Here is a 14187-nt window from a genome sequence, read left to right on the forward strand (position 1 = left end):
TGTTAAACAGAAAAACAGCCCTGATACCAGGGCTGCGCTGTCTTCATTAACTTTTTACAATCAATTGCTGTATGCGCGGTTTTGTAATTATGCCAGACTACTACACGGATTCTACAAACCGTTATTGGCAATCACATCTTTGTACCAGAAGAAACTCTTTTTGCGCTTTCTCTCCAGCGTTCCGTTACCGTCATTATCCTGATCAACGTAAATAAAACCATATCTTTTCTCCATTTCGGAGGAAGAATAACTGATCAGATCAATAATGCCCCAACTCGTGTAACCCATCAATTCGACTCCATCGAGAATTGCTTCATGCATCTGTTCCATATGGGAACGGAAATAATCGATCCGGTAATCATCCTGAATGCTACCGTCTTCTTCGAACGTATCGACGGCTCCAATCCCATTTTCAACAATAAATAATGGCACTCCATAGCGACTATAAAGTTCGTTCAGGGAAATGCGCAGACCTACCGGATCAATCTGCCAGCCCCAGTCATTGGTGTTCAGATAAGGATTCTTTACACCCCCAGTAGTGTTACCACTCACCTGTTCCAATCGATCCCCATCAACACTCGATACAAGCGACATGTAATAACTGAATGAAATAAAGTCCACCGTGTGCACTTTCAGAATCTCCTCGTCACCTTCCAGCATATCCAGTACAATCCCTTTTTCAGCAAACAATCTCTTCGTAAAATATGGGTATGCCCCACGGACCTGAACATCCGTGAACATAAGATTAAATTGATTATCCCGGGAAGCGACCAATACATCTTCGGGGTTACACGTATGGGCATATGTCGTAAGCTTGGTAAGCATACATCCGATCTGAGAACCAGGAATGATCTCATGACAATATTTCACCGCCAGGCTACTGGCCACAAATTGGTGATGCAGCGCCTGATATACAGCTTGTTCCACGTTGTTGAAACGATCCGAAACGATACCACCACTCGTAAACGGGTGACGAACGATGCTGTCAATCTCATTAAAGGTAATCCAATATTTCACTTTGTCTTTATATCGATTGAACACCGTTTGGCAAAAGTGAACAAAGTAATCGACCACTATGCGATCCGTCCATCCCCCATGATGATTGACCAGATACATCGGCATCTCATAATGAGACAACGTAATCAACGGTTCAATGCCCTCCTTTAACATGCCATCAATGACACGATCATAGAATTGCAAACCGGCTTCATTGGGCTGCGTTTCATTCCCATTAGGGAAGATCCGTGTCCATGCAATGGACAAACGCAATGTTTTTAGACCCATTTCCCCAAACAAGGCTAGGTCTTCCTCGTAACGATGGTAGAAATCGATGCCCCTGCGTTTCGGATATTCTCTGTCCGACGTTGATTCCATCGCTTCCTGGATCTGTTCTTCCGTAATTGCGTTATGTTTTTTGTACTCACTCTTGGAAACACCTTTTCGATAAATGGCGATATCAGCTGTAGACAGACCCTTGCCATCCACATTCCAGGCACCTTCCGCCTGATTGGCTGCAATGGCTCCTCCCCATAAAAAACCTTCCGGGAACGTTCTTGTTGTATTGGTCATTGTGTATTCCTCCTTGATTGGTTCTATCTTAATTGCGACTCATTACACGATTAATATGAATAATCAGGTACATCATTTCTTCGCTAGAAATCGTATGTTCGAAGCGGGCTTCAATGTACTCTTTGATCAGCTGTACACATTGTTCTTCCTGCGGATATTTGCTCGCAATCTGGTCAAACAGCTCATGATCCTGCGTATTTAACGTTTTATGCTCAAACAGTCGCTGAATGAAGAATTGCAAATGGGTTAAAAAGCGGGAATAGTTAATGCTGTGTGTATCCAGCTCCACCTGATAATGAATTTTAATAATATTGAGTACATCCTTGACCGTGCCCGTCATCAGCATGACCTGATTCATATTGTCATCATTCTGCTGAGCATTGACGAGATGAAAAGCGATATTGGCCGCTTCTTCTTCAGGCAGGGAGAGACCAAGCTGATTGTGAATGAGAGACAGACCATGCATGCCAATGCTGAATTCCTGTGGATAGAACTTCTTTACTTCCCAAAGCATACGATTCTGGATGGTCATATTGTCCTTGAACCGTTTAGTCGCCATATACAGATGATCCGTCAATGAGACGTAGAGATGATCACTCAGATGTCGGGACAATGTATGTTTGGCATAAGAAATGATTTCGTCAGCCAGAATGAGATATTCTTTTGGCGTTTCCTTCATCAGAGCGGTGAGATCCGAAGAAATTGTTTCATTTTCAAGCACATATACCTTCTCAATCTCGTCCTCATTCACGACATCTCCAGGTTTGCTCTTGAAGCCGATGCCCTTCCCCATCACAATAATTTCCTTATCATCCTCGCCACGTCTGGCAAGAACAACGCTCGAGTTCAGTATTTTCACGACTTCCATATCTGGCTGCCTGCCTCTCATTGATATTTCGGGCGGTTATAACACTGTAATTAATGGTTTCTCCGGTCCCGTTATTGGTGATGATTCATTACCCAATACCTCCAGGTAATCCGAGGAATTGGTCACAATTACAGGGGTCGTGGTGTCATAACCTGCGGCTTGTATTGCTGCAAGATCAAACTCCATCAGAAGTTGACCATGGGAGATTGGTTCCCCTTCAGTTACTTTTACATCAAAATGCTGCCCTTTCAATTTCACAGTATCCAGTCCTACATGAATTAGGAGTTCCACCCCATCCACCGATCTCAACCCGATCGAATGTTTGGTACGAAATACCGTCTCAACGGTACCATCAAACGGAGCAAACACTTTGCCGATGCTTGGCTGAATCGCCATCCCCTGTCCCATTGCCTCTTGGGAGAAAGCCTCATCCTTCACTTCTCTTAAGGAAAGGACTGTACCCTCCAGTGGCGCAAATACCATTTTTTTTGATTTGATTCCAGCCGAAGGCCTGATCTCAGGTTTTACTTCCACTTTTGCTACCGAAGAGTCTGTTGCTGGAACTGCTGCTGGAACAACATCCTGAAATCCAATAACATACACTGCAATAAACGCGATAATGGAGGAGATTAACATCGTAATAATGGCATATATAATGTTCATGTTGTCTTCACTGATAAACATAGGCATGGATGCAATCCCTGGTCCCACGGCTGCATACGCCTTGAGATTCACAATTCCTGCGAATAATCCCCCGATGCCCGCACCGATCATGCATGCAAACAGCGTTTTCTTGAGTCTTAAATGTACACCGTACAATGCTGGTTCCGTGATGCCAAATACACCGGAGATGCCCGCAGACAGCGCGACTTGTTTGAGCTTCACATCCTTGCTTTTGAACGATACAGCCAGCGATCCTGCTCCCTGCGCCATATTAGATGCCAGCATGGCAACCAGTACTAGTGTCTCGTAACCAGGTGAAGCGAGTGCTGCGAAAATAATGGGATAAAACACTTTGTGCATACCGAACATCACAATTAAAGGCATCAGAATCGCCATAATGACAACAGTCAACCAGCCAATTTTGTCCTGAATCCAGTAGATCAGGTTGGACATGCCTGTGCCGAGATACATGCCCAGTGGACCAAGTACAATTAGCGCAATTGGAGCAACAATCAGAATGACAATCAACGGTTTAAGGAATATCTTAACGGGTCCTGGTGAGACCTTGTCGGCAAAACGTTCGATATAGGACATAAACCAGACTGTTAAAATAATCGGTACAACCGATGATGCATATTGAACAGAAGCCACAGGCAATCCGATAAAGGATACCGGATCTTCACCGCCAAGCAATCCAATCATATTGGGATGCAGCATGATTCCTGCGAACAGGACAGCTACAAAAGGGTTGGTCTTGAATTTATTTGCACTAGAATAGGCCAGCAGGACCGGAAGAAAATAAAAGGCTGCATCCGACATAACACTCAAAACGGTATACGTCTGACTTTCTTTGGACATTAATCCAGTCACGGTCGCCAGAAGCAGCAGCGCCTTCAACATGCCTGAAGCAGCAATGGCCGGGATAATCGGCTGGAAGATGCCTGCAATTACACTGGCAAAGGTGTTAAACAGACCTTTGGGACTGTAATCCGCTTTTTTCTTTTCCAGAACCTCACTGGATTGCTGGGTATCCACCATCTTGGCAAGTTCGTTATAGACATATCCAACATCATTGCCGATGATTACCTGGTATTGGCCGCCACTATTCACTGCGCCGATGACGCCATCCAGGTTTTTGATCTCGGCCGTTTTCGCTAAATCAGGGTTCTTCAAAGTAAGTCTGAGCCTGGTGGAGCAATGAATTGCCGTGTTGATATTATCATTGCCACCAACCAGCTCCATAATCGATTGGGCTAATTGTTTGTGATTCATGGTGCACCTCCGCCTTTTTTCTGCTGGGAACAAAAAAAGACCTAAATAGGGTAGGAAAAAGAAACTCTTCCCACCCAATCTAGGTCTTGCCTGCCGAACAGTAACACGCCATCGTTGGATGAACTATTATTCAATTATATTAACGAAAAGAATATGAATAGCTGGACTTTATCTGTACTGAAAAAGAATACATCTGAAAACGATTTTCTTGTTATACCCGGGTAAGTTTAAACCATTAAGCGTTTTCAGACACAGTATATCAGCTCTTTTTAAGCAGTGCAAGCGTTTCAGCAAAAATAATGATTTCTTCATCTGTAGTGATATAATGATGGCATAACGAAAGGAATGACGTGTGGATATGGAATTCAGACAACTTCAATATACGCTGCAAATTGCGGCAGAGCGGAATTTCTCCCGGGCAGCCGAGAAGCTGCACATTGCCCAGCCTTCTTTAAGTCAGCAGCTATCCAAACTCGAAAAGGAACTGGGTGTACTGTTATTTCAGCGTAATACCAGCACCGTGGAGTTGACCCATGCAGGGGTGACTTTTGTAGAGCAGGCTCAGAAAATTATTGATGCAGTCGAGCTGCTCAGACAGGAAATGTCGGACATCTCCCAGCTGCGTAAAGGTAAAGTCGTTGTAGGCAGTATGCCGATCACTGGCTCCCACCTGCTTCCGCATGTGCTTCCCGCATTTCAGCAGGCCTACCCCGAGATTGAAGTAACGTTGCTGGAAGACTCCGGACTTACGCTTGAAAAGTTGACCGCCAGTGGCAAGGCCGACTTAAGCCTTCTCTCGCTCCCATTGCAGGAGTCAAGCCTATCTTATGTGACGATTGGTGAAGAGCGAATTGATCTGGCTGTTCCACCAAATCACCCTCTTGCACGTAGAGGAGATCCGGAACATCCGGTTCCAGTACGGATGGAAGAGCTTCGCGATGAACCCTTTGTTGTGCTGAAGAAAGGACAAGGCTTCCGGAAGCTTACATTTGATCTGTGTGAAGAAGCCGGGTTTGACCCCAACGTGGTGTTTGAGAGCACGAATATTGAGACGGTGCAGTCACTGGTGGCTACAGGTATGGGGATTACGCTCGTTCCGCGCTTTATTGCTCGCGCGCCGCGCAGTGAATTTATTCCTGTTTATGTACCATTGGCCGAGCCAACTCCCAGTCGTACTCTTGTCGTTGCATACCGCCAAGGACGGGTTCTCTCCAAAGCCGCGGAGGCGTTCATTCATACGTTTCAACAAACCGTTGCCGAGCTCTCTCAAGGAGAATAATTGGACAGTCAGCGAACTAGCCCGCCATACATGGCAATAAAATAAACAAAGGCTTGACCCATAAGGGCCAAGCCTTTGTTCTATACTCGTCTCCCGCATCCGCAGGATAAAGTTCTTACATGGTATTAGCAGTACATCATCGTTACAGTACAATGTTGCTGATATCACCATTGAATTGTTAACGTAAAAACGTACATATAAGAATTTCAAGTTTGGCGGTTTATTTTCGCAAATTACGTTCACTTGTCAGCCTGTTCTGCCGATTCACAAGGCGGCCTTCGTCCTGAACAGATTGTTCAGGGGGTGATAGCCCTCCTGCCCCATTCTCTAAGAATGGCCTCAAGTGATCTACCCTAGTGTTTTCCTGTTCCAGTCTCCTGAGCGTATCTTTCACATGGTTGTCCATTGATTGATCATCCTCCTTGGTGACGGGATAGTTATCATTACCCGCCTCCCGGAACAATAAACACTTTATTGGAAAATTACAGATTTTTATTTGCTGCCAAAATAAATGCCAGGTCTGCGGTCTTCGAATACCGGAATACGGCCACGAACCTCATCCACAAGCGAAGGACGGATAATTCCGGTCACAATCTCTTCTCCTTCTCCGCCTTCAGCCACAATTTCACCCCAAGGATCAATAATGAGGGAATGCCCGAAAAATTCGGTGTCTCCGCTTTTCCCAACGCGATTGCAGGCAATAACATACATCTGATTCTCAATGGCCCTTGCTGTAAGCAGTGTGCGCCAATGATGCAAGCGCGGGTTCGGCCATTCAGCGGGGACAATTAATGCTTTGGCTCCGTTCAAGGCAAGCGTTCGAGCAAGCTCAGGGAAACGGATATCGTAACAGATCGAAGCTCCAGCGGTGAGGCCGTTCTCCAATTCGAATATTTCCGGTTCTGCACCAGGCTGCAAATACTTCTCTTCATCCATCAGGCGGAACAAATGCAATTTATCGTAACGTGTCACCTGATTTCCTTCACTATTATAGGCGTACATTGTATTGAAGATTTGGCCATCACGTTTCTCCGCAATGGAACCGCCAACGATGGAGATTCGATGTTTTTGGGCAAAAGTCGCTAGCCACTCTCTTGATTTCTGGCCTTCCGGGTCAGCAAGCTCATGAATTTGTTCCAAAGCATAGCCCGTATTCCACATCTCGGGCAGCACAGCCAATCCCAAGTCGGGAACCTGTTCTACCGCTCGTTCGAGCAAAGACTGCATATGTTTATGGTTGGCCTCAGGGTCTCCGATCTGAATATCGCCCTGAATCAGGGCTACACGCATTTCCCCTTGTTGTTGTTCTGTCATAACCAGCACTCCTCTGAACCGTAATACCTGTAATCATAGCTTGATCATTCAATCATCTGCAACCTGTTTTCGTGCTGAACTCCTACATAATAATTCGGGCAACAAAGTTAACAAACGGTTGCTAGTCATTGCATCGTCCAAATTCCATGTTGTTTCCTCCACTCCGTACACTTGCCCCTTCTGCACGGCTGGAAGTGCTCGCCAGCTTGGACTATGCATCAACTTCTCTGTGGCCTGCCTTGCAATAACCTCTTCAGGAACCAAGACAAATATATGATCACCCGCATACTGACGAATCGCTTCAGACGAAATCTCCTTATATGCTCTGCCCGCCACAAGCGCCTCCTTCACTTTCGTAACGGGTCTGAATCCCATCGAATGATACAAGAGCGAGGCCAGACCAATATTGCCCATGACAAACAATCGTGCACCCCGATGATATGTAAATACGGACGCCGTTTCCCCCGGTTCAATTGAAGCATGAATCTTCATCCACATCTTTTCCATACGCTCCTGATAGGAGGAGAGCCATTTCTCAGCCTCTACTTGCTTGCCAAACCAGCTTCCCACCCTGCAAATCCGATCTTCCAGCGTTGCGTGAGAGTTGTATGCCAGTGTGGGTGCAATTCGGGAAAATTGGTCATATTGTTGTTCGTTGGTGCTATCGAAAATGATCAGGTCTGGTCTCATCCGGACTGCCTCTTCCACATTAACCGGGGCAACCGCATCATATGTCTGATCTCCTAATAGACCTATGCCCAGCACTTGAAGATCTCCACCGGAATCACCATAAAACATAATTCGCTCCGGCCGTGCCGGAATATTCACATCATGACCCAACCAATCCTGAACCAGTGTTTGTTGCTGAATAGATCGGTCATATTGACGAGGCGATAATCCGGTCATTTGACGAAAACGCCTGCTAAAATAATACTCATCCTTAAAGCCCACCCGGGTTGCTATATCCCGAAGTGGTTCATCGGATTTGCGCAGCCAATCCTTGGCATGTTTAATTCGTATATGGTTCACATAATCAAGCGGCTTGTGGCCGGTTAATTGTCTGAACAAGGTTGTATATTGCACGGGTCGGATATCTGCAAGACGGGCCAGTTTCGTTACTGTGATTTCTTCAGCGTAATGGTCTTCTACATATTGAATTGTACTGTGTAGTCTGGATTCCATACTCTGCTCCGTTTTTGGTGAAGTGTACCAGGTGATGACCATCTCCATCCATCTCTGAAACTGTGCATTCAAATGGCTGTATTCGGCATCTGTTTGATAATCCCGAATGGCATACATCTGCTCCAGCAGCCCACTTAACGGGGCATAAGGATAGCCGTTCAATTGATTTCTATGTTCGAATACAGGGCGCGTATACTGTTCCGGATCTCCTGTCAACACATGAATAACATCAAATGATATCACCATATATTTCAATTCCATTCGGTTTCCATGTTCAATTTGGTATCCCTCGCTCGGAGAAAGCGGGTAAACACATCCGGTGGTAAAGGGAAACTGTTCATATCCTATATATAAGCAACCTTCCCCTTCTTCGCAGATCAAGAATGTATGTTTATCGCATGTTACTTCAAGCATCACCTGCTCTGGTGGTTCAATTCGTTGTTCCAGATGAGCCAGCCGAAACATGAATGCTGAAAAATACAACCCTCCCGCATCGGCATTCAAAGCCTGCATGATGGTTCACCTCGTTTTTTAAAATGAGAATGATTATCATTATTTCTGTATGAACTGATTATAAGCGAGCTTTTGTCATTAATCCAGATCTGGCTGTAATCAGCACAAAAAAAGAGCTTTCAACGAAATGTTGAAGGCTCTTTTATAGTCGGCATTCTCGTTCTTAATCCAATACTATATTATGATGTATCAATCGATAAACAACTATTGAATCATTTGTTTCGGCAACTCTTTCAAAAGCCATTCTCTTGAAGTTGCATCACTTGAAGCCTTAACCAGATCAAAGCGATATTCTTTTCCTTCTTTTACAGCAGGCAATTTCTTCCAAATCGGGCTATCCAGCAATTCTTTGGTGGACTGCTTCGCATCATCCGTTACTGGATTCAGTATAAATACGCGATCCCCCGCTATTTCAGGCAGCTTTTCAGTAGAAATCTCTGCAAAGCCCATTCCTTCATCTAACACTTTCTGAATTTCCGCAGTTGGCTTCATCCCATCGGCTCCATATAACAACTGTGGCAATCCTGCTCCGGCCATGACAAACAGTCGATTACCAGGATACATGGTGAATACCGAAGCCGTTTCCCCTTCTTTCAGTCCATTCTCATGAAGCTGCTTCCACATCTCTTCCGTTGCTTCTTGATGGGCCGTGATCCAAGCTCCCGCTTCCGGCTTTTTGTTCAACAGATCGCCGAGAATACGCATGCGGTCGTCCAATGAGGCAAATGAATCAAAGGTAACCGTTGGCGCTACCTTCGAGATTTGATCATATTGTGCCTCATCGCTATTCGAGAAAATGATCAGATCAGGATTCAAGGTAAGCGCCTTTTCAACACTCATAGGGAAACCCACATCTTCCGCTTGTGCCACCTGATCATCATATACCGTTCCATTCTGACGAAGAATACCTACAGGTACAACGCCCAGCGCTAACAGATCTCCTGTAACTTCACCATGATAAATCACACGCTTTGGCGTAACCGGAACCTCCACTTCATGGCCTGTCCAGTCCTTGAACATCCGGGTTTCACCCTCACTGTTATCCGCGGATGCCGTCTGTTCCTGATTGGACTGATCCCCATTTTCCCCATCTGTCTGTGTTTCACCGACCGTTCTGGAATCATCCGCTCCGGCAGATGGAGTTGAAGCCTGATTTCCGCAAGCAAGCAGAAGCATGGACAACCACGTCACCGTCAATAATACTGCCGTATTTCGTATACCCTTTTTCATTTCTATTTCTCTCCCTAATAAGTGCTTCGTTCCTATTTCATCAATGATATTGATTATCATTATCGAATATTATCATAAAACAGGCTTTATCCTAATCTCAATGGACAAATTAAAATACCTCATTTCAGTTTTGTACAAAAACTCGGATATTGGCTCCATTCAAGTATTCATGAAGCGTTTTCCCCCTATACAGCTCGGGATTGACGTGATAAATTAATGAGTACTATATTGCCATCTTTAATAACCGGAGTGATGTAAAGCATGACTAATCAGCCTAAAACATCGGGTCGTTCAGCCTTTACCATACCTACATCCGATGTAATGACACAGCTTCCCACACAATTTTTTGCGACCCTAGTTCAAAATGTAAACCGCGAAATCGCAAGTGGTCATGACGTGATTAACCTGGGTCAGGGTAACCCGGACACACCTACACCACCCCACATTGTTAAAACATTGCAGGAGTCGGCGGAGAACCCGCTCTATCACAAATATTCGCCTTTTAGCGGGCATGCTTTCCTGAAGGAAGCCGTTGCGAAGCGTTATAAGGAAGATTACAACGTGGACCTGGACCCCGAAACGGAAGTTGCAATTTTATTTGGCGGAAAAACGGGCTTGGTCCAGCTACCTCAGGTATTGCTCAATCCTGGCGACGTATGTCTCGTACCTGATCCAGGTTATCCGGATTATTGGTCCGGTGTGGCACTGGCAAAAGCGCACATGTCTTTTATGCCACTGCTGGAGTCCAATGCATTTCTGCCTGATTATGAAGCAATCTCTACCGAGGATCGGGAAAAGGCCAAGCTGATGTTCCTGAACTATCCCAACAATCCAACATCGGCAACAGCCCCGCTTTCCTTCTATAAAGATACGGTAGAGTTCGCCATTCAAAATAAAATTGTCGTAGCCAGTGACTTCGCCTATGGTGCAATTGGATTCGACGGCCATCGTCCGGTAAGCTTTTTGCAGGCACCAGGTGCCAAAGAAGTGGGCATTGAGTTTTACACGTTATCCAAAACCTACAATATGGCGGGTTGGCGTGTCGGATTTGCTCTGGGCAATGCAGAGATCATCTCCAAAATCAATCTGCTGCAGGATCATATCTACGTGAGCCTCTTCGGAGGCATCCAGGCCGCTGCTGCGGCAGCACTGACATCTTCCCAGGAATGTGTCACTTCACTGGTTGCACGTTATGAATCACGCCGCGATGCTTTCTATGAAGCACTCTCAGCCATCGGCTGGCTGGCCCCAAAACCGGGAGGTTCCTTCTTTAGCTGGCTGCCTGTACCAGCAGGCTTTACTTCTGCTTCATTTGCCGACGTGTTACTACGTGAAGCAAAAGTCGCGGTAGCACCGGGTATTGGTTTCGGTTCACATGGTGAGGGCTATGTGCGCGCAGGGCTACTAAGTGATGAAGATCGATTAAGGGAAGCTGTAGAGCGGATTGGCAAGTTGAATTTATTCAAGTAATTTACAGGTGCATAACCCCTTTGCATCTGCCAAGTTTCCATGGTATGTTATAAGGAAATATTGAACGAAACGTGATGACGGGACCAGTACGAGAGGATCAGCCGCGCCCAGAGAGTAAATTCCACCCGGCTGCAAGAATTTACCGCGACTTCTCTCCGAAACCTACCCCTGAGCGGCCTGTGATGCACAGGACAGTGCCTTCTGTTACAGGGCATGAAGCCGGATGATCCAATCATCAATAAAGGTGGTACCGCGGAAGTAACGAACTTTCGTCCTTTTTAATTAAAAGGGCGGGAGTTTTTTTTGTACCCAACGGTCTGCTCCAGGGTCAATCATTAATATTGTTTAAGGAAGTGAAAACATGACCTCACGTATTGTAGTTAAGATCGGAAGCAGTTCGCTTACTACGGAAGAAGGCGGACTTGATCGAAATGCCATTACTTTTTTTGCCGGAGAAATTGCTGGCTTGGCTGAACAAGGCCATGAGGTTCTTCTGGTCACATCAGGAGCGGTAGCTGCCGGATTCCGGGAGATTGGTTACCCCCAGCGTCCCAAGCAATTGCATGAAAAACAAGCTGCAGCGGCTGTTGGGCAAGCTTTGCTGATGCAGTCATATCAACAGGCTTTTGCAGCGCACCGCGTTACTACAGCACAAATTCTACTCACCCGTACCGACTTTCACAGCCGGAAACGTATGGGCAATGCGGGCATGACGGTGGAAGAGCTGCTCAAGCAGCGCGTCATTCCAATCTTTAATGAGAATGATACCGTATCTGTCGATGAATTGAAGTTCGGAGATAATGATCTCCTGTCTGCTCTGGTAGCGAATCTGGTCAAGGCACAGCATCTGGTCATTCTTACGGATACCAACGGTCTGTACACGGCTGATCCGCGAAAAGATCCGTCTGCGTTTCGTTATGACCGCATCCCCGAAATTACGGCAGAAATTTACGCCTATGCTGGCGGTTCAGGATCATCCGTAGGTACAGGCGGCATGCGATCCAAGGTAGATGCAGCCAAAGTGGCAACGCGTGGAGGCGTACCTGTCTTTGTAGGAAGTGTTAAGGAACCTGGAGATATGCAGAGGGCAGTTGATGGGACCGGAAAAGGAACCTACTTCGAGACTCGCCTTGCGGCTCTCTCTCGTAAAAAGCAATGGCTTGGCTTCATGTCTACTCCGCTCGGCACCGTCGTTGTGGATAATGGTGCCGAAGAAGCACTGGTCCATGGTGGTCATAGCCTCCTGCCTGTAGGTGTCAAACGCGTGCTGGGTACCTTCCATGCAGGAGATGTTGTAGAGGTGCTGGGTATGGATGACACCTTGCTCGGTCGTGGTATCGTCAATTATGATGATGACCAGCTACGCCTCATCGCAGGACTGCCAAGTGGCGAAGTAATGAAGCAGTTGAACAGCATCCATCGACTTGAGGTTATTCATCGGGACGAGTGGATTACGTTAAAATAGAACTCCTATAATCCTACCGAGTGTACTGCTCAAAATCATATGATATAGCCATTAAATAATCTTTTGTTTCCAATTTATATATGGGAGGAATTTATAATGAGTGAAGTCAGGGAAAAAGCGAGTAAGGCCCAAGCCGTCGTTCCACAGCTGAATCGACTGAGCACAGAACAAAAAAATAACGCCCTGCTGGTCATGGCGGACGCATTGATTGCGCAAGCGGATTCCATTATTGCAGCAAACGCTGACGATCTGGAACGAGGCAGACAGCAAGGCACGCCAGAATCGATGCTGGATCGCCTCGCTTTGAATAAGGAGCGGATCGCCGGCATCGCTGAAGGACTGCGTCAGATCGTGGAGTTGCAGGACCCTGTAGGCGAAGTGCTAGAAACATTCACTCGTCCGAACGGATTACACGTTGAAAAATTGAGAGTGCCTATCGGTCTAATCGGCATCATATACGAGGCACGTCCAAATGTTACAGTAGATGCAGCGGGACTTTGCCTCAAAACAGGCAACGCTGTACTGCTGCGAGGCGGCTCCTCTGCCCTCTCCTCCAATCGCAAAATTGTGGAGGTACTTCATCAGGCACTGGCAACAACAGACATGCCAGCTGATGCATTGCAGCTTGTTGAGGATGCAGACCGTTCCTCCGTGGACGAAATGCTCAAGTTAAATGGACTGCTCGATGTCATCATCCCACGCGGCGGAGCTTCACTGATCCGCAATGTGGTCACCAATGCAACAGTGCCTGTGATCGAAACCGGCGCAGGTATCTGTCATACTTATGTGGATGAATCTGCCGATCCGGTCATGGCAGCGGAGATTGCTGTTAATGCCAAGGCACAGCGTCCATCCGTATGCAACTCCATGGAAACCTTGTTGCTGCACGCTGTTTACGCCGAGGAGCATCTGCCGACACTGGCTGAACAATTCCGTGAGGCGAACGTCCTGTTGAAGGGGTGTGACACGGTTCGTCGTCTGGTTCCCTCTGCCCTTCCTGTGACGGAAGAAGATTATGCGACAGAGTACAATGATTATATTTTAAATATTCGTGTAGTTCAGAATTTGGATGAAGCGATGGAGCATATCGCACGTTATGGCACAAAGCATTCAGAGTGTATCGTCACCAAGGATACGAGCAATGCAGAACGTTTTTTACATGATGTAGATGCAGCTGCTGTATACCATAATGCTTCCACACGTTTCACAGACGGATTTGAGTTCGGTTATGGAGCCGAAATTGGGATCAGTACCCAGAAGCTGCATGCTCGTGGACCGATGGGTCTGCCTGCATTAACGTCAACCAAATACCGTATCACTGGCAATGGACAAATCCGGCAATAATATCGCAGCTACAGTTAT

At 46.4% G+C, this 14187-nt stretch carries 10 protein-coding genes; 4 read left to right on the plus strand and 6 right to left on the minus strand.

The features are described from left to right. Positions 1-111: 111 nt before the first annotated feature. Genes BMY78_RS15760 through BMY78_RS15770 form a run of 3 tightly spaced genes read right to left on the minus strand, consistent with a single transcriptional unit; the run spans position 112 to position 4372 of the window. Positions 112-1569: a glycoside hydrolase family 1 protein gene (locus BMY78_RS15760; RefSeq protein ID WP_090900453.1), complete on the minus strand. Its 1458-nt coding sequence runs from the start codon at positions 1567-1569 to the stop codon at positions 112-114. Positions 1570-1597: 28 nt separating this feature from the next. Then, positions 1598-2437, minus strand: coding sequence for a BglG family transcription antiterminator LicT (licT, locus tag BMY78_RS15765; protein ID WP_090900456.1), 840 nt, complete (start codon positions 2435-2437; stop codon positions 1598-1600). A 36-nt stretch (positions 2438-2473) separates the two neighbouring features. Next, the gene (locus tag BMY78_RS15770) at positions 2474-4372 is read right to left on the minus strand and encodes a beta-glucoside-specific PTS transporter subunit IIABC (RefSeq protein WP_090900459.1); all 1899 of its coding nucleotides are present in this window, start codon (positions 4370-4372) and stop codon (positions 2474-2476) included. Positions 4373-4730: 358 nt separating this feature from the next. Between BMY78_RS15770 and BMY78_RS15775 the strand changes: the two genes are divergently transcribed. Then, a complete protein-coding gene (locus BMY78_RS15775; RefSeq protein WP_090900462.1) occupies positions 4731-5651 on the plus strand; it encodes a LysR family transcriptional regulator in 921 nt (306 codons plus the stop codon). A 492-nt stretch (positions 5652-6143) separates the two neighbouring features. Here BMY78_RS15775 and BMY78_RS15785 read toward each other — a convergent pair whose 3' ends face one another. The 3 genes from BMY78_RS15785 to BMY78_RS15795 all read right to left on the minus strand — a co-directional run bounded on the left by BMY78_RS15785 (position 6144) and on the right by BMY78_RS15795 (position 9890). After that, positions 6144-6965, minus strand: a complete 822-nt coding sequence (locus tag BMY78_RS15785) for a carbon-nitrogen family hydrolase (protein WP_076288978.1) — start codon at positions 6963-6965, stop codon at positions 6144-6146. A 48-nt stretch (positions 6966-7013) separates the two neighbouring features. Next, positions 7014-8660: an AraC family transcriptional regulator gene (locus BMY78_RS15790; RefSeq protein ID WP_090900468.1), complete on the minus strand. Its 1647-nt coding sequence runs from the start codon at positions 8658-8660 to the stop codon at positions 7014-7016. A 204-nt stretch (positions 8661-8864) separates the two neighbouring features. After that, on the minus strand, positions 8865-9890 hold the full coding sequence (locus BMY78_RS15795) for an ABC transporter substrate-binding protein (protein WP_090900471.1): 1026 nt from the start codon (positions 9888-9890) through the stop codon (positions 8865-8867). 261 nt (positions 9891-10151) lie between these two features. Between BMY78_RS15795 and BMY78_RS15800 the strand changes: the two genes are divergently transcribed. From BMY78_RS15800 to BMY78_RS15810, 3 genes are all read left to right on the plus strand, one after another. Further along, entirely contained in the window at positions 10152-11360 is a 1209-nt protein-coding gene (locus BMY78_RS15800; RefSeq protein ID WP_090900474.1) for a pyridoxal phosphate-dependent aminotransferase, read from the plus strand. A gap of 361 nt (positions 11361-11721) precedes the next feature. Beyond that, entirely contained in the window at positions 11722-12825 is a 1104-nt protein-coding gene (gene proB, locus BMY78_RS15805) for a glutamate 5-kinase (RefSeq protein ID WP_090900477.1), read from the plus strand. 96 nt (positions 12826-12921) lie between these two features. Beyond that, complete coding sequence (locus BMY78_RS15810) at positions 12922-14169, plus strand: glutamate-5-semialdehyde dehydrogenase (RefSeq protein WP_090900481.1); 1248 nt, start codon at positions 12922-12924, stop codon at positions 14167-14169. The last annotated feature ends 18 nt before the right edge of the window (positions 14170-14187 follow it).

The organism is Paenibacillus sp. OK076 (assembly GCF_900110055.1).
Lineage (GTDB): Bacteria > Bacillota > Bacilli > Paenibacillales > Paenibacillaceae > Paenibacillus.

Bases quoted from the DNA above. Each gene is read 5' to 3' on its own strand.
- BMY78_RS15800 (WP_090900474.1), top strand. From the start codon at position 10,152: ATGACTAATCAGCCTAAAACATCGGGTCGTTCAGCCTTTACCATACCT.
- licT (WP_090900456.1), bottom strand. From the start codon at position 2,437: ATGGAAGTCGTGAAAATACTGAACTCGAGCGTTGTTCTTGCCAGACGT.
- BMY78_RS15775 (WP_090900462.1), top strand. From the start codon at position 4,731: ATGGAATTCAGACAACTTCAATATACGCTGCAAATTGCGGCAGAGCGG.
- BMY78_RS15760 (WP_090900453.1), bottom strand. From the start codon at position 1,569: ATGACCAATACAACAAGAACGTTCCCGGAAGGTTTTTTATGGGGAGGA.
- BMY78_RS15810 (WP_090900481.1), top strand. From the start codon at position 12,922: ATGAGTGAAGTCAGGGAAAAAGCGAGTAAGGCCCAAGCCGTCGTTCCA.
- BMY78_RS15770 (WP_090900459.1), bottom strand. From the start codon at position 4,372: ATGAATCACAAACAATTAGCCCAATCGATTATGGAGCTGGTTGGTGGC.
- BMY78_RS15795 (WP_090900471.1), bottom strand. From the start codon at position 9,890: ATGAAAAAGGGTATACGAAATACGGCAGTATTATTGACGGTGACGTGG.
- proB (WP_090900477.1), top strand. From the start codon at position 11,722: ATGACCTCACGTATTGTAGTTAAGATCGGAAGCAGTTCGCTTACTACG.
- BMY78_RS15790 (WP_090900468.1), bottom strand. From the start codon at position 8,660: ATGCAGGCTTTGAATGCCGATGCGGGAGGGTTGTATTTTTCAGCATTC.
- BMY78_RS15785 (WP_076288978.1), bottom strand. From the start codon at position 6,965: ATGACAGAACAACAACAAGGGGAAATGCGTGTAGCCCTGATTCAGGGC.